The organism is Sediminibacillus halophilus, assembly GCF_900103695.1.
Classification (GTDB): domain Bacteria; phylum Bacillota; class Bacilli; order Bacillales; family Amphibacillaceae; genus Sediminibacillus; species Sediminibacillus halophilus.
In genome coordinates this window covers 43,512-67,554 of record NZ_FNHF01000002.1, presented here as the reverse complement: position 1 = coordinate 67,554, position 24,043 = coordinate 43,512, and the positions used below count along the sequence as shown (strand labels likewise).

Here is a 24,043-nt window from a genome sequence, read left to right as displayed (position 1 = left end):
ACATGGCTTGGCAGGGATTGTTAAAACAATATCAGGATTATTTGCCGATAAACGTAAATACACCCAGAGTGAGCCTGCAGGAGGGGAATACGCCGCTGATCAAGCTTGAAAAGTTATCGGAAAGGCTTTCTGCTCCAGTGTTTGCCAAAGTGGAAGGAGCGAATCCAACTGGTTCCTTTAAGGATCGGGGAATGGTGCTGGCCATAGCAAAAGCGATGGAAGAAGGGGCGAATGCCGTCATTTGCGCATCGACCGGAAATACCAGTGCTTCGGCTGCAGCATTTGCTGCGAGAGCCGGCTTAAAATGTATCGTTGTAATTCCAGAGGGGAAAATCGCACAGGGCAAGCTTGCACAGGCCGTCATGTATGGAGCGGAAGTGTTTTCGATAGAAGGGAATTTTGATGATGCACTGAAAGCGGTCAGGCAAATAAGCAAAGAACAAAATGTGACACTGGTTAATTCGGTGAACCCTTATCGCATAGAAGGACAGAAAACTGCTGCCTTTGAAGTGTGTGAAGGTCTTGGCGAAGCTCCAGGTTACTTATTTATACCAGTAGGAAATGCAGGAAACATCACGGCTTACTGGAAAGGATTCAAAGAATATAATGAAAGACACCAATCCGGTCTTCCGAAAATGATGGGATATGAGGCAAGTGGAGCAGCAGCAATCGTCCATGACCGTGTATTCGAAAAACCGGAAACTGTAGGAACCGCAATCAGAATCGGTAATCCTGCCAGTTGGAAGGGAGCTGTTCAGGCACGTAATGAGTCCAATGGCACAATTGATGAAGTAACGGACGAAGAAATGATTGCCGCTTATCAATGGCTTGCGGCCAATGAAGGAATTTTTGCTGAGCCCGCATCCTGTGCCTCGGTGGCCGGCTTGTTCAAAGCCGACAGGCAAAACCAGTTGGAAAAGGGGTCGACCATTGTTACGGTTCTGACCGGAAATGGCTTGAAAGATCCAAATACCGCGATTGATTATAGCACCATCAAACCAAAAGTGCTTCCAAATGATCAAGAGAAAATTGCCGAGGAAATCAGAGGCCGGGTCCTCGTATGAACTTCGCTGTCAAAATTCCATGCAGCACCTCTAATTTAGGGGCAGGATTTGATTCAATCGGTTTGGCATTGAATTTGTATTTGGAGATGGAGGCAAAAAAGTCGGATGTTTGGGAATTTATCTCTATAACGGAGACGTTACAAGGTCTTCCTTCAGGGAAGGACAATTTTATCTACCAAATTGCCGAAAAGGTAGCCAAGAAATATGGAATTGGACAAATACCTCCATGCCAAGTGAAGGTCAAAAGTGGTATTCCGCTTGCCAGAGGACTTGGCAGCAGTGCCACTGCTACGTTGGCGGGGATAGAACTGGCAAACCAGCTGCTTGATTTGCAGTTGGGTATAGAAGATAAACTGGCGATTGCAACAACCATTGAAGGCCATCCGGATAACGTAGCCCCTTCTCTTCTGGGAGGTTGTGTGATTGGGCACTATCAGCAAGAAGTAAACTATGTCCAACTCCCATTTGAAAATGTTTCACTAATTGCTATCATTCCTGAATATGAACTAAAAACAAAAGCAGCACGGGAAGTATTGCCCCAAGAGCTCTCATTTCAGACAAGTGTCCATGCCAGCAGTATAGCAAATGTCAGTGTGGCAGCCATTTGCCAGCAAAATTGGTCATTGCTCGGCAACTTGATGAAAAAGGATTTATTCCATCAGCCTTACCGAAAAAAACTTGTTCCGCATTTTGAACAACTACAAACATTCTTGGAAGAAAAAGTGTATGGCTTGTTTATTAGCGGAGCCGGCCCGACTGTTATAGCGCTGGCAGAAAAAAATTGCCCAGAATCCAAAATAGCCGAATGGCAAAATAACTTCCCAACCTGCCAATGGATAAAACTCCAAGTAGACACCAACGGCATGGAGGTAAGAAAAGCAAAAACGCCTTGAACAGCGACGGATAAACGGTGCCTCCCGCAACGGTGGGCTCGACGTTGCCATGCATAGCTGCATTTTTTTAACACAGTCGGGGTCCGGATCATAAGGCTAGTGTTAAGGGGATCACGGTCAAAGGATAAATTAAACCAGTAAAAAAACGAAGGTACTGATGCTTCACAGGTCAGCTGCCTTCGTTTTTATCTAAGAAGTATTTATGTTGCATTCTCATATTGTAGAAGGTTTTAAAATACTTGTTCGATCTCTGTTACACCGGGTACTTCGGCCATGAGAGCCCGTTCGATTCCTGCTTTAAGCGTAATTGTCGAACTTGGACAATTTCCGCATGCTCCCATGAGGCGAAGACGTACAATGCCTTCATCTACATCTACCAATTCAACATCCCCGCCATCACGCAATAAAAATGGACGCAGTTTGTTCAAAACTTCCTGTACTTGTTCTTGCATCATCCATCTTCTCCTTTCCTGATTACATTCTTTATTATAGAGGGTTTTTCGTAAAAAATCTATCATTAATGATTTTGATTCTCAATTAGGTGCTTATTCTTATTTTATTATTTATAATCGAATTTGTAAAATAAACAATTGAAATTATGTATAATGTTAAAGAAAGGATAGTGCCATTTATTTGGAAGAGACTTTTTGAACTTGGTAGTCGTTTTCTTATAAGAGGCAGAGTCAAATATAATTATGAATTATGCAAACTGCTGGTGAGCCTCTGCAAAAAGAAGGAAGGCACATAATAAGGTTACGCTGATTATTTTGGGGAAAATTTCTTGGAAAAGGAATTTATAAAATGGCATAGAGACAAAAGGAGGGGCAGCAATTGAGTGATCAATCCGTTAAGTTAACTGTGTATGGAGCGAATCAGATTTGCGCCAGCTGTGTTAATGCGCCAGGTTCAAGAGAAACTTACGAATGGTTGCAAGCAGCTATAGCACGGAAATACCAGAATGCTTCCATTGAATACGAATATATAGATATTTTCCAGCCTCCAGGCAAAGAAGAGCAGGTAGCGTTTGCCAAACGGGTACGGGACGAGGAATTTTTTTACCCTGTTGTGTTGGTGAACGGGGAAGTGGTGGATGAAGGAAACCCACGTTTGAAAAGAGTATTTCAGGCTCTGGAGTTAAACGGAATCCAGTGATGGTAGAAAAAAGCGGAGTTAGCGGAGGACGATTGTTTGAATAGACTGCCCTGTGATAAGATTAATATTTAATAAGGTTAGACGTTTGGGATCTTTTTTAGCGGCATGAAACAGGAATCTACATCATGGACCATGGGTTGGTTAGGAAAGAAGGTAGAGATGATTTGTTTAATCCGACTATCGAATTTTGTATCAATAATATAGTGAGTGGTTCACAGAAAGCAAAGGAAGAACTTGATAAAGACCCGGATTTAGATGTTATAGAGTATGGGTGTACAAGTTTCTGTGGGCTATGTTCACAGTTTTTAGTAGCAATTGTCAATGGGGAGCCTGTAACGGCTGTTAGTCCTGAAGAATTAGTGGACAATGTTTATCAGTATCTTGAGGAAAACCCCATGCTATAAAATAAAACCATCGTGCTTGCTGACTGGCGATGGCATAAACAGTTACTTCATGAGGCTAGGTGATCAAGGTGGAAATTCCTTATACAAAAATGCATGGGTTGGGCAATAGTTATATATTTTTAGACTTATTTTCATTTTCTATAGAAGAATCAGAATTAGTGGACCTGGCAAAAAAAGTGTCCGATATAAATACAGGAATAGGCTCTGATGGATTGATTTTGATTCACCCCTCGGAGGTTGCTGAGGTAGGTATGCGTATATTCAACAAAGATGGATCGGAAGGTAAAAACTGTGGAAACGGCCTTCGCTGTGTAGCAAAATATGCCTTTGAGAATAACCTGGTTAATAAATCCCAGTTTGTGATTGAGACGCGGGCCGGTAATGTTACAGCTGAGGTCTTTCTTGAAGAAGATATCGTCGAAGAAGTGACGGTTGACATGGGCCAGCCGACTCTAAACAGACAGGGAATTCCTATGCTGGGAGATGACGAAACTGTGATTTCAGAAGCATTCGAAGTAGGTCATCATCCTTTGGAATTAACTGCTGTATCCATGGGGAATCCTCACGCTGTGTTCTTTGTGGAAGACATCGATGAATCTCCGCTGTATGATCTGGGTCCCGTGATCACAAACGACCACCGGTTTCCCGAAGGGGTCAACGTGGAATTCATAGAAATGATTTCCGAAACTGAAATGCATTTTCGTGTTTGGGAGAGAGGATCAGGTGTCACTCAGGCTTGTGGAACAGGTGCCTGTGCAGCTGTCGTCGCTAGTATTCTCAATGGATACGCTCAGAAGGATACAGAAATTTGTGTCCACTTAAGCGGGGGAGACTTGTTTATTAAGTGGGCGGCAGATGATCGTGTCTGGATGCGTGGAAAAGCAGAAACGACGACAACTGGAACCTTTTATTGGAAGCGTTAATGTTGATGTATCTCCAATTCCTTAGTATACTAAAGGAGACGAATTGACGATAAGTCTTTAGTATAGAAGCAAGAGGGAAGACGGAAATATAGGAGGGTTTTGTATGACCATCAATATCACGGACAATGCAAGGCTGCAGATCAAAGAAATGATGAAAGAAGAGGAGTCTTCTGACGTCCGCCTTCGTTTTGGCGTGAAAGGCGGCGGCTGCAGCGGATTGTCTTACTCCATGGGGTTTGATGAAGAAATTAATTCGGAGCTTGATAAAGTCGAGGAAAGCAATGGCATTCCTTTGGTTATCAGTCAACAGGACGTCCCGATTATCGAAGGGACGACAATTGATTTTAAACAAAACATGATGGGTGGCGGATTCACGATTGACAATCCTAATGCCATCGTGTCATGTGGCTGTGGTTCTTCTTTCAAAACAGCGGCCAACGCAGGAACCCCGGATCCGAATTGCTAATCAAAAATCACAAAAAAACAAACCCTCGACATCGTGTCGAGGGTTTTGTTTATCGTTAAATAATCCTACGTGTAACGACCTTGTTCCGGGACTGCGATGGTGTCAAAATTGTCGACAAGCTTTTGCAGTTCCTGGGCAAGGAAATCCCCTGTCATCGGAATCCCATGGCCTGTTGCAGCTAGGAGAGGACCTAGTTCGTTAAGCTTGAGGACGGATTCTTTAGCAGCTTTCCAATCCGTTGTTAAATATCTTGGCGGGCCGCTAATTTCTTGTTTTTGCGTCATGACATTATATAACGACTCTTGTTTGACTGTGACAAAGGCATCCCCGGCAATCAACGAACGGTCTTCTTCGCGGAACAGGGAAACATGACCTTTGGTATGTCCGGGGGTATGAATCCATTCCCAACCCTGCATACCAGGAACAGAGTGGTCGTCGGGAAGCGCTTTGACATACTCGGAAATGTTAATACTATGGTTTGGAAACATCGGCGACATCTTGGCAACCAATCCACCATCGACGGAAGAATCCGGTTCTGGATAAGATTCCTTGCCGGTCAAGTACGGAAGCTCATCCTTATGGGCGTAAACAGGTACCGGCCATTTTTCGAGCAGCTCGACAATCGCTCCGACATGATCAAAATGTCCATGTGTCAGAATGATGGCTTCCGGTTTAGCATCCTTTCCATACCTGTTTTCTGCCGCTTCTATGATTTTATCGGCTGAACGCGGCATCCCTGCATCGATGATTGTCCATTTATCGCCCGGATGTCCGTGAAAATACATGTTGACGACTTGTATCGGGAAGCAATACAGGTCGGTTATGAGCTCTTTCCCAACCCCGCTGGCGACCGAAGTGGCCGGAATTAGTCTATCTTCAAATTCATTTTCCATGTACAGGCACCTCCATTGGCATATTCCATTCGTATTATCCCCGCAAGCAGCTAATCCTATCAGCAGCCAGTGGAAGATTTGCTTATAATTTGTATACCAATGCCATCCTTTCTCTAAACAAAAAGCTGGTAAAGGATAATGAAGTCTCCTTTAAAAGTCAAAATTTAAAAGGCTCTTTTTACTCTTTTGACGGAAACTGCGCAGTAACTGTAATGTGAAGCTCCATTGCCTATCCAAAAAGGTGTCAAGCAACACTTCGGTAGCATACTTCGCTTGCCGTGGGCACGGTTTCAGCTATCTAGGTAAAAAACGCTTTCCCAAGTGGATCCTCATCTCGCGCTTTTCCCACTGAAGTCTGCGTATGCTGCCTGAGCTAAGCAGCATGCTGAATATCGCTAGGGCAGAAACTTTTTCCTTGAAACCCAACTAGACATATTAAAAATCAGGAGACGCGTTCTAAACAGTTGGGGTTCCGTCTTTTCTGCTTCTCTGGACTTTCTTGCTTACTAAGTGATGCAAGAGAAAAATCTCTACTACACTCGTTTAGAAATGAAATGCTGTTCCCACCGGAGCAAATACCTGGAGTCTTCAGCGGGAGGAAAGGCCAGGGTAAGATCCCGCAGAGCGTTAGCTCGAGGAAGCGCTGAAAGCGTAAGGTATTTCCGCAACGGCTTCCTTCAACTCAATGAATGTAGGAGGTCAGGGGCGAGTCATTTGTTGCGCACTAGCAGAAAACAATTTAACAAAAAAACTTGCAGAAAAATATTAGCTTTTCTGCAAGTTAGAAGATAATGATAGCAATCAAAACATGCTTGTGGAATGTTTTGGTTGTACACGTGCGTTAGGATCGATATAGTTTTTTGCGTTATTGACAGCTGTCGGTCCTTCCCCGAATCCGGAAGCAATCAAATTGACCTTGCCGGGGTAGGTGCAAATGTCGCCGGCTGCATAAATACCAGGTATATTTGTTTCCATTTTCGAATTAACCACTATACTGTTTTTTTCAATTTCTAAATCCCATTTCTTGATTGGACCAAGGGAGGAAATGAAACCATAGTTGACAAGAACAGAATCAACATCGATCAATTCTTCCCTGTCACCTTTTACTTCTTTCAGCTTCACTTGCTCAATTTTATCTTCGCCAATCATTTCTTCCGGAACGAAAGGTGTCATGATATTCACACTGGAATTCAATAATTTTTCTACACTATGTTCATGGGCGCGGAAATTATCTCGTCGGTGTACCAACGTCACTTCCTTGGCAATTGGCTCCAGCATCAAAGCCCAGTCAACAGCAGAGTCACCACCGCCGCACAATAGAACACGCTCCCCGGCATACTTATTCATATCTTCTACGTAGTAATTTAGGTTGATCCCTTCAAATGCCTCGATCCCTTCAATGGTTAAACGACGCGGCTGGAATGCACCATTTCCGGCCGTGATGATGATGGTTCTAGTATAGTGTACATCATTGGTATTTGTAGTCATTTTAAAAGATCCATCTTCCAACCGTTCAATTGCTTCAACGGACTGCCCCAGGACGATGGCTGGATCGAACATGTCCGCCTGTTCTTTAAGATTATCAACTAGCTCCTGTGCACGGACTTTTGGAAATCCTGCCACATCATATATATATTTCTCTGGATAGAGGGCAGACAATTGTCCGCCGATATGCGGTAAACTTTCTAATATTTTTACGCTGGCTTGACGCATACCGCCATAAAAGGCAGTGAACAATCCGACAGGACCAGCGCCGATTATTGTCACATCATATACCTCGTTGGTCATGATTGATTCCTCCTATTACCTTGAATACACAACCACTATTCTAACATAAAATAATGTTTAGCTAATAATGAATGATTCCCTACCTATAATTTCAATTTTCCAAAAAAATAAATTAGACTTGAAAGTTGTGGGAAAAAGGGCTAAGATTATCATTGTGCTAAATATATTACGATATTGTGACAATTACATACACCCCCGGCCATCCAGTTTTTTGCCTGGTTTCCTGTCCGGGATTACGGAGTTTACAGCCATTTTTCTGAATGTTTTTTTATGAATAAGTACGTGAAATACATCACGTAATAATTATCGTAAACTTTCGGAAAATAAAAGTAAGCAAAAAAATATAAATGGAAGTGATCAGAATGAACAAGCCAAACATTGTCATCTTAGGGGCCGGATACGGCGGAATCATGACTACAGTGAAACTGCAAAAAAAACTTGGAGTCAACGATGCACATATCACTCTTGTCAACAAACATGATTATCATTATCAAACTACATGGCTGCACGAAAATGCTGCCGGAACACTTCATCAGGACCGTACCCGGTTGCCGATCAAAGATGTAGTTGATTTTAGTAAGATTAACTTTGTACAAGATACGGTAGTCAGCTTTAATCCAGACGAAAAACAAGTAATTTTAGAAAACGGTCAGCTTGACTACGATTATCTGGTAGTGGCGCTGGGCTTTGAGGCTGCGACTTTCGGAATCCCAGGTTTGCTTGAGAATGCGTTTACCATCAACAACATCAACTCGGCCCGTCTGATCAGGGAGCACATTGAATACAATTTCGCTAAATACAATAATGAAGCCGAGAGGAAACAGGAGCGCTTGAACATTGTTGTCGGTGGAGGCGGGTTTACAGGAATCGAATTTGTGGGAGAACTTGCCAACCGTATTCCGGAACTTTGCAAAGAGTATGATATCGATCGCAGCCAGGTGCGTATCATCAACGTAGAAGCTGCACCTACTGTTCTTCCAGGCTTCGATCCAGCTTTGGTGGAATACGCCATGAATGCATTGGAGGCAAAAGGAGTAGAATTTAAAGTCGGTGCCATGTTGAAAGAATGTACGCCAAACAGCATCATTATTGAAAAGGATGAAAAGCGGGAAGAAATTCCGACAAATACCACTGTATGGGCTGCTGGTGTAAGAGCTAATTCGTTGGTAGAAGAGTCTGGTCTGGAAGTGAACCGTGGTAAGGTTGAGGTTCAAGCCGATCTGCGCGCTCCTTCTCATCCTGAAGTGTTTGTAGTCGGTGACTGTGCATTGATCATGAATGAGGAAACGGGCCGTCCATACCCGCCAACAGCTCAGATTGCTATCCAAGAAGCTGAAGTTGCCGCCCATAACCTGGCAATTCTTGCGGGAGGCGGTTCTCAATTGGAAACTTTCACATATAACGATCGCGGAACAGTTGCTTCGCTTGGACATGACGATGCTATCGGTGTCGTTTTCGGAGATAAGAAGTTATTTGGCTGGTCAGCGTCCGTCATGAAAAAGGTCATTGATAATCGTTATTTGTTAAAGCTTGGAGGCATCGGCCTGCTGTTGAAAAAAGGAAAATTCAACTTTTTTGGTTGATGTGTAGGATCAAAAGGGCTGTCCCAAAGTGGTAAAACTGCTGGGACGGCCCTTATTTTACGATAATAATTCGCATGATCTTTCCCAGGGAATGTCTCTTCTCCAGACTTATTCACTGGTATGACATCGTGATAAGCTTCTGATGAAAAAGTGTGGGCAAGCCTTTAGGAGGGCGGTTGCGCAATTGTTTCTTTCGCTATAAAATGAGTTGTGGATCAATTAATGGGCGATTGTCCGCTCAAGGGGGAAAAGCGGTTGATACAGTTAGTCGTATCTATTTTATTGTTTTTTGTATTATTTTTCGGGATTGCATTTATATTAAATATGCTGCTTCGCCAGTCGTGGCTGATGGCATTTATATATCCAATCATTGTTTTGTTGATTGTGGATGACATTCCCTTCAAAACGTATTTCACAAATACCGGAAGTGCTTTTCAATCTCTGGGAAACCGGTTGGTTGGACTTACAGTCGTTGACATTGTCATTTTAGTAAGCGGCTTTATCGGCACGGTTGTATCTGGCGTTGTGATTAAGATGCTTAGAAAAAACGGCTACCAGATGTTTTGATTTTCGGTTGATTCATGCTGAATTGTATATTTTTTCTCATTTATGGAAAGGATGACATCCAGAGAGGTGTTATCCATGAGAAAATTAAAATTTCTAAGAAGAAGCATGATGATCCTTTTATTTTTGGGAGCATTTTATGCGACGTTTGGGGCACTGACAAATGTATCGGCAATGGATTTAAAAAACGGCATCAGTGAAAAAATGAACGGCGCCCCTGCAGACCAAAAACCATATGGCCTGCAGTCTGAAAGAGAAGTCAGTTTGTCCAAGAAGTCATTAAACCATCAAAAAGTAGAAACGACCTATATATCCAGTCAACAAGTAAAAGGACCAGAAACCCTGGAGGAAGCAATTGATTTTGAGCAATACCCAAGTGCTACCGTGATGGCCACTGGTTACACGGCGGGTGTGGAATCCACCGGGAAGTCTCCTGACCATCCACAATATGGAATCACTTATTCCGGAGTAAAGGTTACGAGAGACTTATACTCGACCATTGCAGCTGATTTGACTGTCTATCCAATCGGAACGATCCTTTATATTCCTGGCTATGGCTACGGAGTCGTTGCAGATAAAGGTTCTGCCATCCAGGGAAACAAGATTGATTTGTATTACCCGACAGTTGAAGATGTCTTTTCCAAATGGGGTAAAAAAGAAGTGGAAGTATTCGTAGTGGAAAAAGGTGACGGCACACTAACCGAGAAAGAACTGACGGCACTGAACGAAACAGAGGCACTACAAGTATTTCGTGAGCAAATAAAGAAGAGCTGAAGATAATTAGGCTGACCCAGTTAGACAGCAGCACGGATGAAGAAGGAAGTGCTTTTGTTTTTATTGAGTCAGCCTTTATATTTTAAGTGGAAAAAGCTCCAGTATGCTGCTGGCTCTAAAAAACTCGCCGAATGGCGAGTTTTTTCAGCGTGAAGGGGAAGGAGATAACTCTCTTCTACGTAAATTGATAAAGCAGTAAAGCAATGATAATACCACATAAAGCTCCGAAAAACACTTCAATTGGCTGGTGTCCGAGCAGTTCTTTCAGTTCTTCCCGTTTCTGATATTCTCCTTTTTTCCCCCATCCTTTCGCTTCTTCCATAAAAGAACCGAAGTCTTTTACAAGCGTATTTAGCAGGATGGCTTGTTCACCGGTTTGCCGGCGGACACCGGAAGCATCAAACATGATAATAATACTGAAGATACAGGAAACGGCAAAGAGTCCGGAATCAAATCCTTCCTGCAGCCCGATACCAGTTGATACCGCTGCAACTGCAGCGGAGTGGCTGCTTGGCATGCCTCCCGTACTGAAAGCCAAGCCAGGTTTGAATTTCCGTTCAGCTACCATATGAATCGGAACCTTCACTCCTTGAGCTATCACGATGCCTGCCAAAGCAGCCAACAAGGGAAAATTAAAAAATAAATCCATACAACCATTACATCCTTTCCTGGCCAATATCTCGTCATATAGTTTTCCCCAACATCCTGTCCACATAACGTACGTTTCGCAAAAGGTGTAGATACGTACAGCAGGCGTTTGAATTAAATTCGATTATATCATAACTGCAAGGGAAACCGTAACAGAGAGAAAAGGGCTGTCCCATAAGTGTATCTTCACTTACGAGACAGCCCTGCAGCATGCAGAAAAAAATGACTACTAGGTGATTTTTTTTCCTTAATCAATCGGCAGCTTTCTTTCCTTTATACTTCTTTTGTCTATACGTAGGAGGACGTTAGCTCAGGCAACTGCCCAATCAAAAGGAAGGGGAAGAATCGCTTTTCTTCTTATGTCCATCGCCGCGGAGTAGAGGAAAAGGAAGTGGAACGGTGCTGCATGCTGTTGGTGATTTTCAACATTAAGGCAGCGGAAACTATTGTCAGGCCAGTATCTTTTATCAGAAAGGGTACCATACCGAGCCATGCTGCCTGATAAGATATTTGAAGGCCAAGCCATGTGTTCATTGCTACATACATATAACTGACGCCGATCAAGTAATTCGCAATCACACCTGCAAAAGAAGCTCCAGCTAACGGAAGCAATTTCGGCCGTTCCATTTTTTCTGCAATCCAACCGGTTATAAAAGCAACAGCTAAAAATGAAAGCAAGAATCCTCCTGTGTAATCAAAAAGAATAAAAGGCCCCGATTTCATGTTGGCAAAAACTGGTACGCCTGCGAAGCCAATCATGATATAGGTAAACATCGTAAAAAGACCTAATTTTTTACCGAGCAGTAATCCGGCAAGAATGGCAAAAAACGTTTGTAAGGACAGTGGTACGGACACTCCTCCAATTGGTATCGCTAAAAAAGGAAACCAGACTGCAATATTGGCGCCAATGGCCATCAACCCGACAAAAACAGCCCCCATTGATAAATCGGCAGCAGTAAATTTTTTCATTTTATACCCCTCCTTTTAATTAAAGGATAGAAGCGACTGTCTTTATTGTCAACCCTAAAATATTTTTGGTTAACGAAATAGTTAATCAAATGCCGGCATCTTGGAGAAGCCGGCATTGTTTGGTTACTTGATTGCTGTCTCCAGAGCAACCTCGATCATCTCATTGAAGGTTGTTTGTCTTTCTTCCGCACTTGTTTCTTCACCTGTAAGGATGTGATCGGAAACGGTCAACACGGATAGTGCCTGCCGCCCGAACTTAGCTGCAAGCGTATAAAGGGCGGTTGTTTCCATTTCAACACCAAGTACTTTATATTGAGCTAACTGTTTAAACAGCTCCAATCCATTATCCCGGTAAAAGCTGTCGCTGGTGAATACACTGCCAACACGAAGCTGGAGTCCCTTTTCATTTCCTGCATCATAAGCATTTTTCAGCAGTTCAAAGTCTGCAGCCGGCGCGAAGTCTATCCCTCCAAACACCATCCTGTTGATTTGAGAGTCAGTCGTGGAAGTAGAAGCTAGGATAACGTCCCGTACTTTGACGTCCTCTTGGATAGCACCGCATGTACCGACACGGATCAATTTCTTCACGTCATAACTTTGAATTAATTCATTGACATAAATAGAGATAGAAGGGACGCCCATCCCGGTTCCTTGTACAGATAACTTTTCCCCTTTATATGTACCTGTGTAACCATACATTCCTCTGACTTCGTTATAACAGTGGACATCCTCCAAAAAATTTTCTGCAATATATTTAGCACGCAATGGATCTCCGGGAAGCAGAATTTTATCAGCTATTTCCCCTGGTTGCGCTCCAATATGTACGCTCATGGCAATACCTCCTGTTTGATAGCTATGTACAAACTTAAGTTATCACAATCAAAATTTAAATACAAATACTGCATAATAAATCCTTGAGGCTGTTTTGATAAAAGAAAAACAGGAGATTTTTGTTTCTAAATAAAAGGTTTTCGTATATAATAAATTGGAGTTCAACTTTTCACATATGGGTTTGAAACACATAGCTTATGGAAAAGTGATATATATAATGGGAAGACTGAAAGGATGGATAGCAATGCAAGAAAGAAAATTCACTATTACAGATGACACTGGAGTTCACGCACGGCCGGCTACACTTCTTGTGAATAAAGCAGGTCAGTATGAATCAGAAATTGAAATGCATTACAACGGCAAAACAGTTAACCTTAAATCAATCATGGGCGTTATGTCCCTTGGTGTCCCAAAAGGCGCGGAAATCACTGTTACAGCCGACGGAAGCGACGAAGAACAAGCGCTTCAAGGAGTAGCAGAAGTTATTACAGAACATCTTGGTGAATGATTTCACTTATAGAAGGAAGAAAAAAGCTAGAGATTCTCTCTAGCTTTTTTTTACAGACAATTATGCAAAAGAAATAAAAGAGGTGTGCAATATGAATGTATCGGTTTCCCAACTTCCCGGTATTGGACAAAAAATCACGTTGAAGACCTGTGAGGACAGCATGCTTGTGGTGGTAGTCCACCATTCGGGCAAGCGGGAGTTGTATTTTTTTAATGATGCAGACAGCGATGAGGCGGATTTCGGCATGGATCTTACTCCTGATGAGACGAGGGAACTGGGAGCCCAGCTGTTGGGTGCTACCTATCAGCCGGTCGATGCGGATAAATTGAAGATTTTTCAAAACCAAATCGTCATTGATTATGTGAAGTTGAAGGAAAATTCGCCTTTGGCTAATAAAACAATTGAAGAGTCCGGAGTGAGAAATAGGACAGGGGCCACCATCATCGGTATTGTTCAAGAGGGAGAAACGATTGCGATTCCGGATACAACGACAAAACTGGAACCGGGCAATCTGTTGATGTGCGTTGGCAAAAAAGATCAAATCGCTACATTGACTGCTTTGTGCAAAGGGGAGGAATGATCGTCATTGCATACTGAACTACCAGCTTTATTAGGCGTGGGCCTAATCCTTCTCGGCATATTCTACCTGGGTTTCTTAAGCATGAAAATAAAGTTTCCCAGTGTAATTTTATATATTTTATTCGGGATCTTGCTGGCAGACCATTTGAATGACAATGAAATTCTACACATAGCCAGCGAGATCGGTATTGTACTGCTGTTTTTTCTACTCGGTATGGAGTTCAGTATCTCCAGGCTTGGCGGGATTGCAAAACGTGCCTGGCCTTCAGGGCTTTTGGATGTGGTTTTGAGTTTTGGTATCTCGATGATGATTGCGGTAGGTTTTGGAATGGATCTGTTTTCTGCTTTTATTGTTGGTGGTGTAGCTTATGCCACAAGTTCTTCTATTACAGCCAAACTGTTGGACGATAACAGCAGGATGGCCAACTCTGAAACCGAATTTATTCTGGCTATTCTTATTTTTGAAGACTTAGTTGCCCCAGTGGTTGTGGCCATTTTAATTGGTATGGGAAGTGGCGGCAGCTTTGCTGCAAATGACCTGTTATTTTTGCTGGCAAAAATAACAGGACTGGCTTTGTTGGCAATTTTTCTAGGCAAAGTAGTGTTCAAAAAGTTCGATCATTTATGGGAGAAAATTGAAGATGAAGATTTTAAAACGGCATTGCTGGTAGGTTTTTCAGTTGCCTATGGCGGATTAGCACTATTTCTCGGCTTATCTGAAGTGTTGGGGGCGTTTCTGGCAGGCATGATGCTTGCTGAAATCCGTTATCTTCATCGTGTCGAACAAACCGTTGTTCCACTTCGAGATCTTATGCTGCCGACATTCTTTATCTATTTTGGGACCACCATTGAATTAGGTAACGGGATTCCGATGCCTTTTCTGCTGGGTTCCTTGCTTGTTTGGTCGATGGTTTCCAAAGTGTTACTGGGCACAATCGGTGGAAGATGGTATGGATTATCGAAGAAAGTCTCATTACGTGCTGGTTTATCACTTTGCGCCCGCGGAGAGTTTTCCGTAGTAATTGCTGCGACAGCCATTGGTACAGTCAAGGTAATGGCCGGTATCTATATCGTAGTAGCTGCTTTTATAGGTATGCTGTTGTTTGAACAGGCTCCCAAAATAACTAATAAAGTCTATGGAAAATCCAAGCCGAAAAAGAAGGACTTAAAGGTGCCGGGAACATAAGCAGGAAAAAATCCTTGGAAGGAATTTTTTTTAAAAAACAAGTGAAATAACATTCTTAAAAAACCGTGGCGATTAATAATCTTTGGGAGCAGTCTTTTCCCGTGTGTTCCAAGTGCTATGTGAATCTGAGCCAAAGTCATACTGAATGCCCTTCTGCAATTGGTATCCACACACGCTTCTGTCTCAATTCCAGCAACGACTAAATGTTCAATCCCTTACTTTTGAAGCTCCTCATCTTAAGAAGAATAAAAGACCGCATGAGGAGTAGTTTTTTAATGATTACATCTTGATGCTTTGGCTTAATGTAGGATGAAACTTCCATCCCTTCGTGCCATCCTCTAAGCCTTTACCAGCAGGTACGATATGTTGTATAGAAAAGATCGGTTTCTTGGTTGAGTATAGCAATGTTGGAAAATATAAAAACGTTAATGCTGGATATCTGAAGGCAAAGAAGAAACCAAATCTTATGAGATTTGGTCTGCTAATCGTATGGTACTTCGTATGTTTCTCCCCCGAGGCGGAACCACTTTCGATAGGTGAGACAGTCGCTTCCGTTTATCTTAATGGAAGTAGGAGTTTTCGAGTTCTTCAAGGCTTTTGATTGCTTTCTGGTTAAATGGGCTGTCTTGTTTGTTTAATTTGCTTTTCAACTCATCAACCGACTGCCGAAGGGATGTTTCATAATCAGGGATCGAGTCTTCTGTATATGGATGGACTGCCGGTTTTGAGACATTCATTTTTTCCTGCCAACTTAACGCTTTCCGTTGATGGAAGAACACGTTTTCTGTTTTCCCGTAATTGTGTAAGTCTCCTTGTAAGGGGTGTTTTGCGACTGCCAACACTTTTATTAAGTAGTTTGCACCACGATCCTCGACAACTTCTCCTATGTATGTTCCTGATTTATAATGGGCTTTTACGATTTCGCCTATGGTGGCATTCTCCATTTAGATCACTCCCTTTTGTAGGTTAATTCAATTCTGCCAGATGTAGAAAATATGTACAAGAATTAACCCATTTTGCTATAATAGGAAAAGAAGGACGTGATTTATCATGATGGAATTTTTATATTTTCCCGAGGATAAAACAGAATATATACCCGCTCTGATATCATTGGTGATATTTTCTATAGGTGCTGCTGTGACCATGTACCTTATATACAAACATTCAAAAAAAGAAGAAAGAAGAATTGATGAAAAGTACTCTATTAATTCCTCTTCCCCTGCTTCGAATGAAAAACAGCATTCCAAACAGTGACCCGGTGCTCCGTGATATTTATCACGGAGTTTTTAATAGCCGTAACTTGTTCAGATGAGATGCTTTTTGAATTTTTACCAGTTTAGCTTGTAACAGGATATTTCCTCCGCTGCCCGGCTATACTATTCCCATGGAGAGTTTTTGATGGGAGTTGATTTTCTTGGTTAGGCTGTTAATAAAGGCAGCTCTTAGTGTACCGTTGATTTTCATGGTTGGCTGTCAGGAGAATATTCGATCCCCGTTAAAGGTAGATATGTTGAATGGTGATGGAGATTCCATGGGGACAGCTGAACTGTCAGAACAGTCAGATGGTGTTCAGGTAAAGCTATCCTTAGAAGGGTTGGAGCCTGGCCTTCATGGAATTCATGTACATGAATTCCCTAAATGCGAAGGGCCGGATTTCACATCTGCTGGGAGTCACTTGAATCCGGAAGGAAATGAACATGGATTGATGCATCCGGAAGGTTCACACCTTGGAGATCTTCCCAATGTGGAAGTGGCGGAAGATGGAGTGGCCGAAGCAGAATTGATGCTCAGCGGCGCCACTTTGACTGACGGGAAAAATTCATTGCTTAAAGAAGACGGCACATCGCTGGTCCTCCATGAAGGCCAGGATGATGGCGTAAGTCAGCCTGCAGGTGAATCTGGTGCAAGAATTGCTTGTGGAAAGATACAGGCACAGGATTCTGCATCTAAGCAGTCGCCGACAGATCCGACGGAAGACAATCAGGAGAAAGAAAAAGAATAGGCTGTCGCCACTCTGCTTCTATCCAAGCGGTTGCGACAGCCTTGTTTGCTATATGTGTATTTATGCTTTGAAAATGTTTCTTGAGCTATTTTTTTCGAGCATCGAGTGCCGTGGTTATCCGATTCAGTCCTTCTTCCACAATCACACGCGGGCAGGCGATATTGATGCGCATGAACCCTTCCCCTTCTTCACCGAAGGAGATGCCGTCATTAAGGCCTACTTTTGCATCCTCCTGCATGAACTTTTTCAGATCATCTTGCGACATATTCAGCGACCTGCAGTCTAGCCAGATGAGATAAGTACCTTCGGCTGGTATGACATTTATTTCATCTCGCTCTTGAAAGGCTTTCTCAACAAGCTGCTTGTTTTCATCCAATAATCGCACCAGCTGTTCAAGCCATTCTTCTCCATTGTTGTAAGCTGCTTCCAAAGCTGTAATCCCCATTGTATTGATCATTTTTATGCCTTGCTTATGGAAAAAGTGATCGATCTTTTCGCGCTTTTGTTTATCAGGTGTAATCAAATAAGACACTTGCAAACCTGCCAAGTTAAAGGATTTGGTAGGGGACATACAAGTAATTGTGATCTGGTTTATCTCATCTGAAAGGGAAGCAATTGGTACATGGGTGTAATTTGGGTAAACCAAGTCTGCATGAATTTCATCTGAGAAAATCAAGACATTGTATTTCAAACAGAGTTCACCGATTTTTCGCAGTTCCTCTTCAGTCCATACCCTTCCGACCGGGTTGTGCGGATTACATAAAATAAAAGCTTTAACGCCTTGGCTTAAGGTCGTTTCGAAAGCGTCAAAGTCGATTTCGTAGCGGTTATTTTTAAGTTTTAACGGGCATTTTATCAGCCGTCTGTCATGCATCTCGACAAGATCGTAAAATGGCGGATAAACGGGTGTTTGAATCATAATTTTGTCGTTTTCTTCTGTCAGTACTTGGACAGCCATATGAAGACTGGTGATAACCCCCGGGCTATACAGCAGCCATGATGGTTTTATTTCCCATCCATGTCGTCTTTCCAGCCAGCTGGTAACAGATTGACTGATTGCTTTATCCGTCACCGTATAGCCGAAGATGCCATGTTCAGCCCTGTCTACGAGGGCATTTTTGACGGATTCCGGTACGGCGATATCCATATCGGCAACCCACATTGGAAGAACTTCTTCAGATCCGTAAATAGATTTTACTAAATCCCACTTAACCGATCTTGTGCCGGTACGTTGTGGTACTTGATCGAAATTAATCATCCTTTTGTCCTCCTTCAGTACTCCGATTAACAAGTAATATATGCTGCGATGCTGTATGGCTTAGTGCCGACATCTTTTAGGTCTTCGTTCCCCGGTGGCAATCGCTCCTGGTTCGCAGACTTGTAAGTGGAAAGCAAAGCGTTTTGAGCTCTGCCTTATCTACCATTACTCATCTTTATTATATAAACAGGGAAAATAGATTGGAAACGATATGAATTCACTCCTACCCTTGGTCCACTTTTGACAGCATATAATCGCAGATAAGTGCTGGTGCTTCTTCTGGCAGGAAGTGACCCACACTGCTGATTGTACACAATTCTGCGTTGGGTAAATCACGCAAGAGTCGATAGCTGGTGGAAACTGGCAAAATCAAATCCTGTTTTCCCCAAAATATAAGACATGGCTGGGCGATGGTATGTAGGCTGGAGGATGGCAAATCACCTTCCCTGTCCCGAACCAACTTGGTGAGACAGGAATAAATGTCATTTTCCAGAAAAGGTTTCGTATAGACAGCAATCATTCGCTTTGTAATCAACTGCTCATCATGCATACATTTTTTTAAGATACCGTCGACACCGGCCCGACGTAGTGCCACTTTTAAGAGCTTGGGAGAAGGGGGGAATGCGCTGAAGGTGTTCAGCATTCTGGATGCCTTTTTCATGTAACAAGACGGGGCCATCAAGATAAGTCTTTCGATCCTTTCTGGATAATGCATCGCACAGCGGAGGGCAACCTGGCCACCCATCGAGTGAGCGCCTATCCAGACCTTCTCAATATTCAATGCATCAAGTACATACATGGCCAAATCGGCCATGTTTTGGTAAGAATAACAAAAAGCCTTTGCCTTCTCACTTTTTCCGAATGGAGGCAAATCCAGGGTAATAATTTGGAAATGACGGCGGAGTTGGGGAATCATCTTTCGGAAGCAAAATTGGCTGGATAAAAAGCCGTGCAGCAAAAAAAGGCAAGGGTTGTCGGTTTTTCCGGTAGAATGATAAACTCGATAATGAATGTCGACATTCTGATACCGAATGATTTTTTTCTGTTTGGCTATTTCCATGTCAATCCCCCGGTTTATAGAAGTTGTCGATTATTATTCCACATTTATTGAGGATTTATTTGAGCGAGAGGAAAAGTATTTAGAAGGCAAAAAAAAGACAAAGCAACGTTGCTTTGTCTTCAACAGGGGGAATACGAGAAAGTCTTACAGTTATAGGTATAACCGTATTGAACCCTTTTTAAACATAAAAAAACAAAAAAATTTAAAAAAGAATGATTTTGTATTATCGGCGTCTTACATTTCCCGTTTTATGCAATTTTTTGCGGGAATATACTTTATATGCTAAAATAGTTTATTGTGTATTAATCAATGAAAATAAAATCGGGAGTTGTTCAGCATGGCAGAGAAGTTTGAAACAGGACAAATTATTGAAGGAAAAGTAACAGGTATCCAGCCTTACGGTGCGTTTGTAGCATTGGATGATGAGGTTCAGGGGCTTGTTCATATTTCAGAAGTGACACATGGTTATGTGAAGGATATTAACGATCATCTTTCAGTTGGCGATCAAGTAAAAGTGAAGATTCTTCAAATAGATGAAGAAAAAAATAAGTATTCTTTATCCATCCGTGCTACAGAAGAGGCGCCGAAAAAGGCTGAGCCGAAGCGTCAAAAGCCTAACACTGCCGTTCAACAGGACAGCCAGCAAGCGGGCTTCAACACGTTGAAGGACAAGCTGGAAGAGTGGATCGAGCAGTCGAAAGAGCGCGAAAACACATACAAAAACTAAATAGATGTTGAAACTGCCTTCTAATCAGGCAGTTTTTTTATATTATTTAAGGTTATTCGTGGTGGGTCCCTTTGCGTTCGTAAGAGGATAAAATAGATCAATCTTTAGATAGGTTGGGCAAACGGTAGCATATATGCATTTTTTGAAAGAACCGTCCTGTACATGGGGTGTACAAGACGGCAATATACTTTATCTTTCTGTTTCTGGTTCTCGTTTATCTGCAAATTGCTCGTCCGGTTTAAACAGCATCGATAAACAAATCAGTCCACTGATGCCGACCAATGTGTAAATAATTCTGGCAAAAGCACCGCTTTGTTCTCCGCCGCCGAATAAGGCTGCAACTAAATCGAATTGGAATAAACCTACAAGACCCCAGTTTACCGCACCGATGATCACAAGCAGTAATGAAATACGCTGTAATGCATTCACACAGCAACCCTCCTTCAAATTAACTTCCAGTAATAGCAATCCCCAGAAGCCCGAGAAATATACAAAAAAAACTCACTGGCAGGCAGGACAAATAAATCCACGCGGGACAAAAATGCGGGGACTGACCCCGTCTTTTCTTTAGAGAACGGGTGGGTTGACAGGGATGGATGATGGGCATTGCTTGATTTACCGACTAGGTTTCGGTACATTTAGGTTAGCTTGATTTTCTAATTTTGGAGGTAGAATGATGACACATATAAGTTTTGAATATGATCGTGCACTATCCTTTTTTGGTAAGCATGAACTGGATTATTTAAAAGAACCTGTAATGCTTGCACACCAGGCTTTGCATAATCAAACGGGAGCAGGAAGCGACTTTTTAGGGTGGCTGGACCTTCCTGAAAACTATGACAAAGAGGAGTTCAGTCGAATAAAAAAGGCTGCTGAAAAAATCAAGTCTGACTCTGATGTTTTGCTTGTTATTGGTATCGGCGGTTCTTACTTAGGAGCAAGGGCAGCTATCGAGATGCTTAATCATTCTTTCTATAATGAACTGAGTAAAGAGCAACGCGGCAATCCGCAGGTTTTCTTTGTCGGAAATAGTATCAGTGCTCCTTATATGAACGATCTATATGACATGCTTGAAGGCAAGGATGTTTCGATCAACGTTATTTCCAAGAGCGGTACGACCACAGAGCCGGCGATTGCATTCCGTTTATTCCGCAAATATCTGGAAGATAAGTACGGCGTGGAAGAAGCAAGAAAACGAATTTATGCAACGACAGACAAGCAAAAGGGTGCCTTGAAAACACTGGCTAACGAAGAAGGCTACGAAAGCTTTGTCATTCCAGATGATGTAGGCGGCCGTTATTCCGTTCTTACTGCGGTAGGTTTGCTTCCGATAGCTGCAAGTGGGATTGATATCGATGCCATGATGGAAGGGGCATACAAAGCCCAGCAGGAGCTATCATCTGAAAATCTGGACGAAAATCCTGCTTATCAGTATGCGGCTGTCCGTAACGTCTTTTACAATAAAGGTAAAAATATTGAAATGCTGATTAACTATGAGCCAGCCCTTCAATATTTCGCTGAATGGTGGAAGCAGTTGTTCGGGGAGAGCGAAGGCAAAGATTTTAAGGGGTTATATCCTTCTTCTGCCAACTTTTCTACCGACCTTCACTCATTAGGCCAGTATGTGCAAGAAGGAAGAAGAGATTTGTTTGAAACGGTGCTTCACGTTGAAGAGCCTAAGTCGAACATTACCATCGAAAAAGATGCTCAAGACTTGGATGGTTTAAATTATCTTGCAGGGAAAACAATTGATGAAGTAAATCAAAAGGCATACCAGGGTACAATGCTTGCCCATACAGACGGACAAGTACCTAACCTGATTGTACACTTGCCAAAATTAGATGCCTACACGTTCGGTTATGTCGTCTATTTCTTTGAAAAAGCGTGTGCAGTCAGCGGCTACCTGCTGGGTGTCAATCCATTTGATCAGCCTGGTGTGGAAGCATACAAGAAAAATATGTTTGCTTTGTTAGGAAAGCCAGGGTTTGAGGAACAAAAACGGGATTTGGAAAATCGTTTAAAAAAATAAATGAGACGCTACTAAAAAGGGAACTGTCGGTAAGCTTTTAACTTATTGGCAGTCCCTTTTTTTATTCAATTGTTTCTCTGCAAAAACGTGATTTTTCCACTAGTCACAAGCTGTCACAAAACGTACAGAATTCCTCCTGACTCCATCATTAATTTCGTTCTATCTATGGACTACCTAAACGTCTGATCAAGAAAAAGAGAACCATTCCCTACCATTCATATCCAGCCGTCGAAGCTTCTTTGAATTTCTCATGAAATTACAGGATCGGGGCAAGCTGATAACAAAGGAGGTAGTTTAAGATGATTCCGATACCATCTGATTTGGAGAATCGTGACTTTTCCCTTCATGCGCTGGAAGAAACGTTAAAACCGATGGGTTTTTCCATCGGCGGCAACTGGGATTATGACCAGGGATCGTTTGATTACAAAATGGGTGTCGAGGACGGCTATCAGTTTTTGCGAATTCCCTTCAAAGCAGTAAAAGGCATGCTTGATTCACCAGGGGTCGTCGTCAAACTAGGCAAACCGTTCGTGCTTTCCCATGTTTACCAGTCCGGAGTGGATGCAGACGGCCGCAATGGAGCCCTGAGAGGTGCGGTGGACCAGTTTCAAACCCCGGTAGATCCTGATGGACAAGTAAAGGATAAGTTTGTCGAAGAGGGAGAAAAACTGCTCCAGGAAGTGGAACAGTCACTCATGGAGCGATGAAAGAACAATTAACGTGTCACCTCTTTGGAGTTTAGTGCTAAAGGATGGATTGACGAGCATTTGCTCGTCCCGCATGATACCGATTAACAATTGTTCCGAAACAGCATAATAATCTGCGCATTGTAAGAAAGTCTTATCATCAAGTTCTTCCGGCAAAGGGAATTGGTGAAACTGCTGGTCTGCAAGTACTTGTATCAGCAGTTCAAACGGTTTGACCGGTTTATGGCGGAATAGTTCATGGAATATCAAAGTGCTCATAAAGTCGTTTGATCGAATGATTGAATCTGCGCCAGCCCGACTGGCGTTTTTTATTTGATCTTTCGTTAATATTTCTGTAATCAGCGTAATTTCAGGGTTGTTCCCTTTAATGGCAACTGCTGTCAGGATTGTTGCCTGGTCCGCCTGAAGTTCTTTTTTTGAAGGATCGGCGGTAACGACTGCGTATTTTGCCTGTTTTAAGTTTGCTTTTTCCAGCGTCTCATCTTCAAAGGCGGAACCCCGGACAAAATGCAGCTGATGTTTTTGATAAGGCAGATTATTCATGGTGTGGTCTATCAACACGATTTGCTTTCGCATGTCCCGTTCGACAATCATTTCCATGAGCTGTTTTGTTCGTTCATTCCAGCCTACCAGAATGATATGGTCTTTGCCTCTGTATTTTACCAGTCCTTTTGAAAGGTCTCGTTCATGTTTGATGGTTCCTGCAGAGATGGTGGCCATATAAAATGTCACCAATCCACCGCCAGCAAGAATCAGAAGGATGGCAACAAGTCTTCCGGAAGAACTTAGCGGCACATAGTCCCCATAACCTACTGTAGATCCGGTGACAAATGCCCACCAAATACCATCAAATATAGTCGGGAAATGTTCAGGCTCCAGGATATGGATAGAGATGCCAAAAAACATCATCAACAGAAGGACAGATGAAAGTAAACGGAAAAATATCGGCATGCGGAAATAAACTTGCAGAAGTGTTTGCATATGTGTAAGCTCACCTTTTGTTTTTTTACTACAAGTATCTCCAAAAGGTCTGCT

Annotated in this window: 28 protein-coding genes; 17 read left to right on the top strand and 11 right to left on the bottom strand. The window is 42.6% G+C overall.

Going from position 1 to position 24,043, the window contains the following annotated elements; genetic code table 11:
* Positions 1 to 2 precede the first annotated feature (2 nt).
* Together thrC and thrB are read left to right on the top strand one after the other, a co-directional pair.
* The gene (thrC, locus tag BLR82_RS07265; RefSeq protein ID WP_074598371.1) at positions 3 to 1,064 is read left to right on the top strand and encodes a threonine synthase; all 1,062 of its coding nucleotides are present in this window, start codon (positions 3 to 5) and stop codon (positions 1,062 to 1,064) included.
* Positions 1,061 to 1,957, top strand: a complete 897-nt coding sequence (thrB, locus tag BLR82_RS07260; RefSeq protein WP_074598370.1) for a homoserine kinase — start codon at positions 1,061 to 1,063, stop codon at positions 1,955 to 1,957. Before thrC ends, thrB begins: the two co-directional genes overlap by 4 nt.
* Before the next feature lie 230 nt (positions 1,958 to 2,187).
* Here thrB and BLR82_RS07255 read toward each other — a convergent pair whose 3' ends face one another.
* Positions 2,188 to 2,409 (bottom strand): NifU family protein, encoded by a 222-nt coding sequence (locus BLR82_RS07255; RefSeq protein WP_026569583.1) that lies wholly within the window; start codon positions 2,407 to 2,409, stop codon positions 2,188 to 2,190.
* A 379-nt stretch (positions 2,410 to 2,788) separates the two neighbouring features.
* Between BLR82_RS07255 and BLR82_RS07250 the strand changes: the two genes are divergently transcribed.
* From BLR82_RS07250 to BLR82_RS07235, 4 genes are all read left to right on the top strand, one after another.
* Positions 2,789 to 3,109 (top strand): YuzD family protein, encoded by a 321-nt coding sequence (locus BLR82_RS07250; RefSeq protein ID WP_074598369.1) that lies wholly within the window; start codon positions 2,789 to 2,791, stop codon positions 3,107 to 3,109.
* Positions 3,110 to 3,273: 164 nt separating this feature from the next.
* The gene (locus BLR82_RS07245; RefSeq protein ID WP_139186939.1) at positions 3,274 to 3,513 is read left to right on the top strand and encodes a YuzB family protein; all 240 of its coding nucleotides are present in this window, start codon (positions 3,274 to 3,276) and stop codon (positions 3,511 to 3,513) included.
* Positions 3,514 to 3,602: 89 nt separating this feature from the next.
* The gene (dapF, locus tag BLR82_RS07240) at positions 3,603 to 4,436 is read left to right on the top strand and encodes a diaminopimelate epimerase (protein WP_217629887.1); all 834 of its coding nucleotides are present in this window, start codon (positions 3,603 to 3,605) and stop codon (positions 4,434 to 4,436) included.
* Positions 4,437 to 4,539: 103 nt separating this feature from the next.
* A complete protein-coding gene (locus BLR82_RS07235; RefSeq protein WP_074598367.1) occupies positions 4,540 to 4,902 on the top strand; it encodes a HesB/IscA family protein in 363 nt (120 codons plus the stop codon).
* Between the two features lie 65 nt (positions 4,903 to 4,967).
* Here BLR82_RS07235 and BLR82_RS07230 read toward each other — a convergent pair whose 3' ends face one another.
* Both BLR82_RS07230 and BLR82_RS07225 read right to left on the bottom strand, forming a co-directional pair.
* Positions 4,968 to 5,795, bottom strand: coding sequence for an MBL fold metallo-hydrolase (locus BLR82_RS07230; protein ID WP_074598366.1), 828 nt, complete (start codon positions 5,793 to 5,795; stop codon positions 4,968 to 4,970).
* Positions 5,796 to 6,596: 801 nt separating this feature from the next.
* Positions 6,597 to 7,583, bottom strand: coding sequence for an NAD(P)/FAD-dependent oxidoreductase (locus BLR82_RS07225; RefSeq protein ID WP_074598365.1), 987 nt, complete (start codon positions 7,581 to 7,583; stop codon positions 6,597 to 6,599).
* Between the two features lie 362 nt (positions 7,584 to 7,945).
* Between BLR82_RS07225 and BLR82_RS07220 the strand changes: the two genes are divergently transcribed.
* The 3 genes from BLR82_RS07220 to BLR82_RS07210 all read left to right on the top strand — a co-directional run bounded on the left by BLR82_RS07220 (position 7,946) and on the right by BLR82_RS07210 (position 10,504).
* Positions 7,946 to 9,166 carry an NAD(P)/FAD-dependent oxidoreductase gene (locus BLR82_RS07220; protein WP_074598364.1) on the top strand — a complete coding sequence of 407 codons (1,221 nt, stop codon included), beginning with the start codon at positions 7,946 to 7,948 and terminating at the stop codon, positions 9,164 to 9,166.
* A 255-nt stretch (positions 9,167 to 9,421) separates the two neighbouring features.
* The gene (locus tag BLR82_RS07215; protein WP_083334761.1) at positions 9,422 to 9,733 is read left to right on the top strand and encodes a YuiB family protein; all 312 of its coding nucleotides are present in this window, start codon (positions 9,422 to 9,424) and stop codon (positions 9,731 to 9,733) included.
* A gap of 75 nt (positions 9,734 to 9,808) precedes the next feature.
* On the top strand, positions 9,809 to 10,504 hold the full coding sequence (locus BLR82_RS07210; RefSeq protein WP_074598362.1) for a 3D domain-containing protein: 696 nt from the start codon (positions 9,809 to 9,811) through the stop codon (positions 10,502 to 10,504).
* Between the two features lie 175 nt (positions 10,505 to 10,679).
* Here BLR82_RS07210 and BLR82_RS07205 read toward each other — a convergent pair whose 3' ends face one another.
* From BLR82_RS07205 to deoD, 3 genes are all read right to left on the bottom strand, one after another.
* The gene (locus BLR82_RS07205) at positions 10,680 to 11,153 is read right to left on the bottom strand and encodes a divergent PAP2 family protein (protein ID WP_074598361.1); all 474 of its coding nucleotides are present in this window, start codon (positions 11,151 to 11,153) and stop codon (positions 10,680 to 10,682) included.
* Positions 11,154 to 11,509: 356 nt separating this feature from the next.
* Positions 11,510 to 12,121, bottom strand: coding sequence for a biotin transporter BioY (locus BLR82_RS07200; protein ID WP_074598360.1), 612 nt, complete (start codon positions 12,119 to 12,121; stop codon positions 11,510 to 11,512).
* Positions 12,122 to 12,244: 123 nt separating this feature from the next.
* Positions 12,245 to 12,952, bottom strand: a complete 708-nt coding sequence (gene deoD, locus BLR82_RS07195) for a purine-nucleoside phosphorylase (RefSeq protein WP_074598359.1) — start codon at positions 12,950 to 12,952, stop codon at positions 12,245 to 12,247.
* 244 nt (positions 12,953 to 13,196) lie between these two features.
* On the opposite strand from deoD, the gene BLR82_RS07190 reads away from it, so the two are divergent.
* The 3 genes from BLR82_RS07190 to BLR82_RS07180 all read left to right on the top strand — a co-directional run bounded on the left by BLR82_RS07190 (position 13,197) and on the right by BLR82_RS07180 (position 15,225).
* Positions 13,197 to 13,460 carry a phosphocarrier protein HPr gene (locus BLR82_RS07190; RefSeq protein WP_026569596.1) on the top strand — a complete coding sequence of 88 codons (264 nt, stop codon included), beginning with the start codon at positions 13,197 to 13,199 and terminating at the stop codon, positions 13,458 to 13,460.
* A gap of 91 nt (positions 13,461 to 13,551) precedes the next feature.
* The gene (locus tag BLR82_RS07185; RefSeq protein WP_074598358.1) at positions 13,552 to 14,040 is read left to right on the top strand and encodes a cation:proton antiporter regulatory subunit; all 489 of its coding nucleotides are present in this window, start codon (positions 13,552 to 13,554) and stop codon (positions 14,038 to 14,040) included.
* A gap of 36 nt (positions 14,041 to 14,076) precedes the next feature.
* The gene (locus tag BLR82_RS07180; RefSeq protein WP_281242183.1) at positions 14,077 to 15,225 is read left to right on the top strand and encodes a cation:proton antiporter; all 1,149 of its coding nucleotides are present in this window, start codon (positions 14,077 to 14,079) and stop codon (positions 15,223 to 15,225) included.
* 560 nt (positions 15,226 to 15,785) lie between these two features.
* On the opposite strand, the gene kapB is transcribed toward BLR82_RS07180, so the two are convergent.
* Positions 15,786 to 16,169, bottom strand: coding sequence for a kinase-associated lipoprotein KapB (gene kapB / locus BLR82_RS07175; protein ID WP_074598356.1), 384 nt, complete (start codon positions 16,167 to 16,169; stop codon positions 15,786 to 15,788).
* A 106-nt stretch (positions 16,170 to 16,275) separates the two neighbouring features.
* On the opposite strand from kapB, the gene BLR82_RS07170 reads away from it, so the two are divergent.
* Together BLR82_RS07170 and BLR82_RS07165 are read left to right on the top strand one after the other, a co-directional pair.
* Positions 16,276 to 16,479, top strand: coding sequence for a hypothetical protein (locus BLR82_RS07170; RefSeq protein WP_074598355.1), 204 nt, complete (start codon positions 16,276 to 16,278; stop codon positions 16,477 to 16,479).
* A gap of 160 nt (positions 16,480 to 16,639) precedes the next feature.
* Positions 16,640 to 17,227, top strand: a complete 588-nt coding sequence (locus tag BLR82_RS07165) for a superoxide dismutase family protein (RefSeq protein ID WP_425440892.1) — start codon at positions 16,640 to 16,642, stop codon at positions 17,225 to 17,227.
* Between the two features lie 85 nt (positions 17,228 to 17,312).
* Here BLR82_RS07165 and BLR82_RS07160 read toward each other — a convergent pair whose 3' ends face one another.
* Positions 17,313 to 18,485, bottom strand: coding sequence for a MalY/PatB family protein (locus BLR82_RS07160; protein ID WP_074598354.1), 1,173 nt, complete (start codon positions 18,483 to 18,485; stop codon positions 17,313 to 17,315).
* Positions 18,486 to 18,708: 223 nt separating this feature from the next.
* Positions 18,709 to 19,545 (bottom strand): alpha/beta fold hydrolase, encoded by an 837-nt coding sequence (locus tag BLR82_RS07155; protein ID WP_074598353.1) that lies wholly within the window; start codon positions 19,543 to 19,545, stop codon positions 18,709 to 18,711.
* A gap of 337 nt (positions 19,546 to 19,882) precedes the next feature.
* On the opposite strand from BLR82_RS07155, the gene yugI reads away from it, so the two are divergent.
* Entirely contained in the window at positions 19,883 to 20,272 is a 390-nt protein-coding gene (gene yugI, locus BLR82_RS07150) for a S1 domain-containing post-transcriptional regulator GSP13 (RefSeq protein WP_074598352.1), read from the top strand.
* A 189-nt stretch (positions 20,273 to 20,461) separates the two neighbouring features.
* Here yugI and BLR82_RS07145 read toward each other — a convergent pair whose 3' ends face one another.
* Positions 20,462 to 20,701, bottom strand: coding sequence for a DUF378 domain-containing protein (locus BLR82_RS07145; protein WP_026569605.1), 240 nt, complete (start codon positions 20,699 to 20,701; stop codon positions 20,462 to 20,464).
* Positions 20,702 to 20,948: 247 nt separating this feature from the next.
* On the opposite strand from BLR82_RS07145, the gene BLR82_RS07140 reads away from it, so the two are divergent.
* Positions 20,949 to 22,301 (top strand): glucose-6-phosphate isomerase, encoded by a 1,353-nt coding sequence (locus tag BLR82_RS07140; protein WP_074598351.1) that lies wholly within the window; start codon positions 20,949 to 20,951, stop codon positions 22,299 to 22,301.
* Positions 22,302 to 22,600: 299 nt separating this feature from the next.
* The gene (locus BLR82_RS07135; protein ID WP_074598350.1) at positions 22,601 to 23,008 is read left to right on the top strand and encodes a YugN-like family protein; all 408 of its coding nucleotides are present in this window, start codon (positions 22,601 to 22,603) and stop codon (positions 23,006 to 23,008) included.
* Here the strand turns inward: BLR82_RS07135 and BLR82_RS07130 are convergent.
* Complete coding sequence (locus BLR82_RS07130; protein WP_074598349.1) at positions 22,991 to 23,989, bottom strand: potassium channel family protein; 999 nt, start codon at positions 23,987 to 23,989, stop codon at positions 22,991 to 22,993. The two genes, BLR82_RS07135 and BLR82_RS07130, sit on opposite strands and share 18 nt — an antisense overlap.
* Between the last annotated feature and the right edge of the window lie 54 nt (positions 23,990 to 24,043).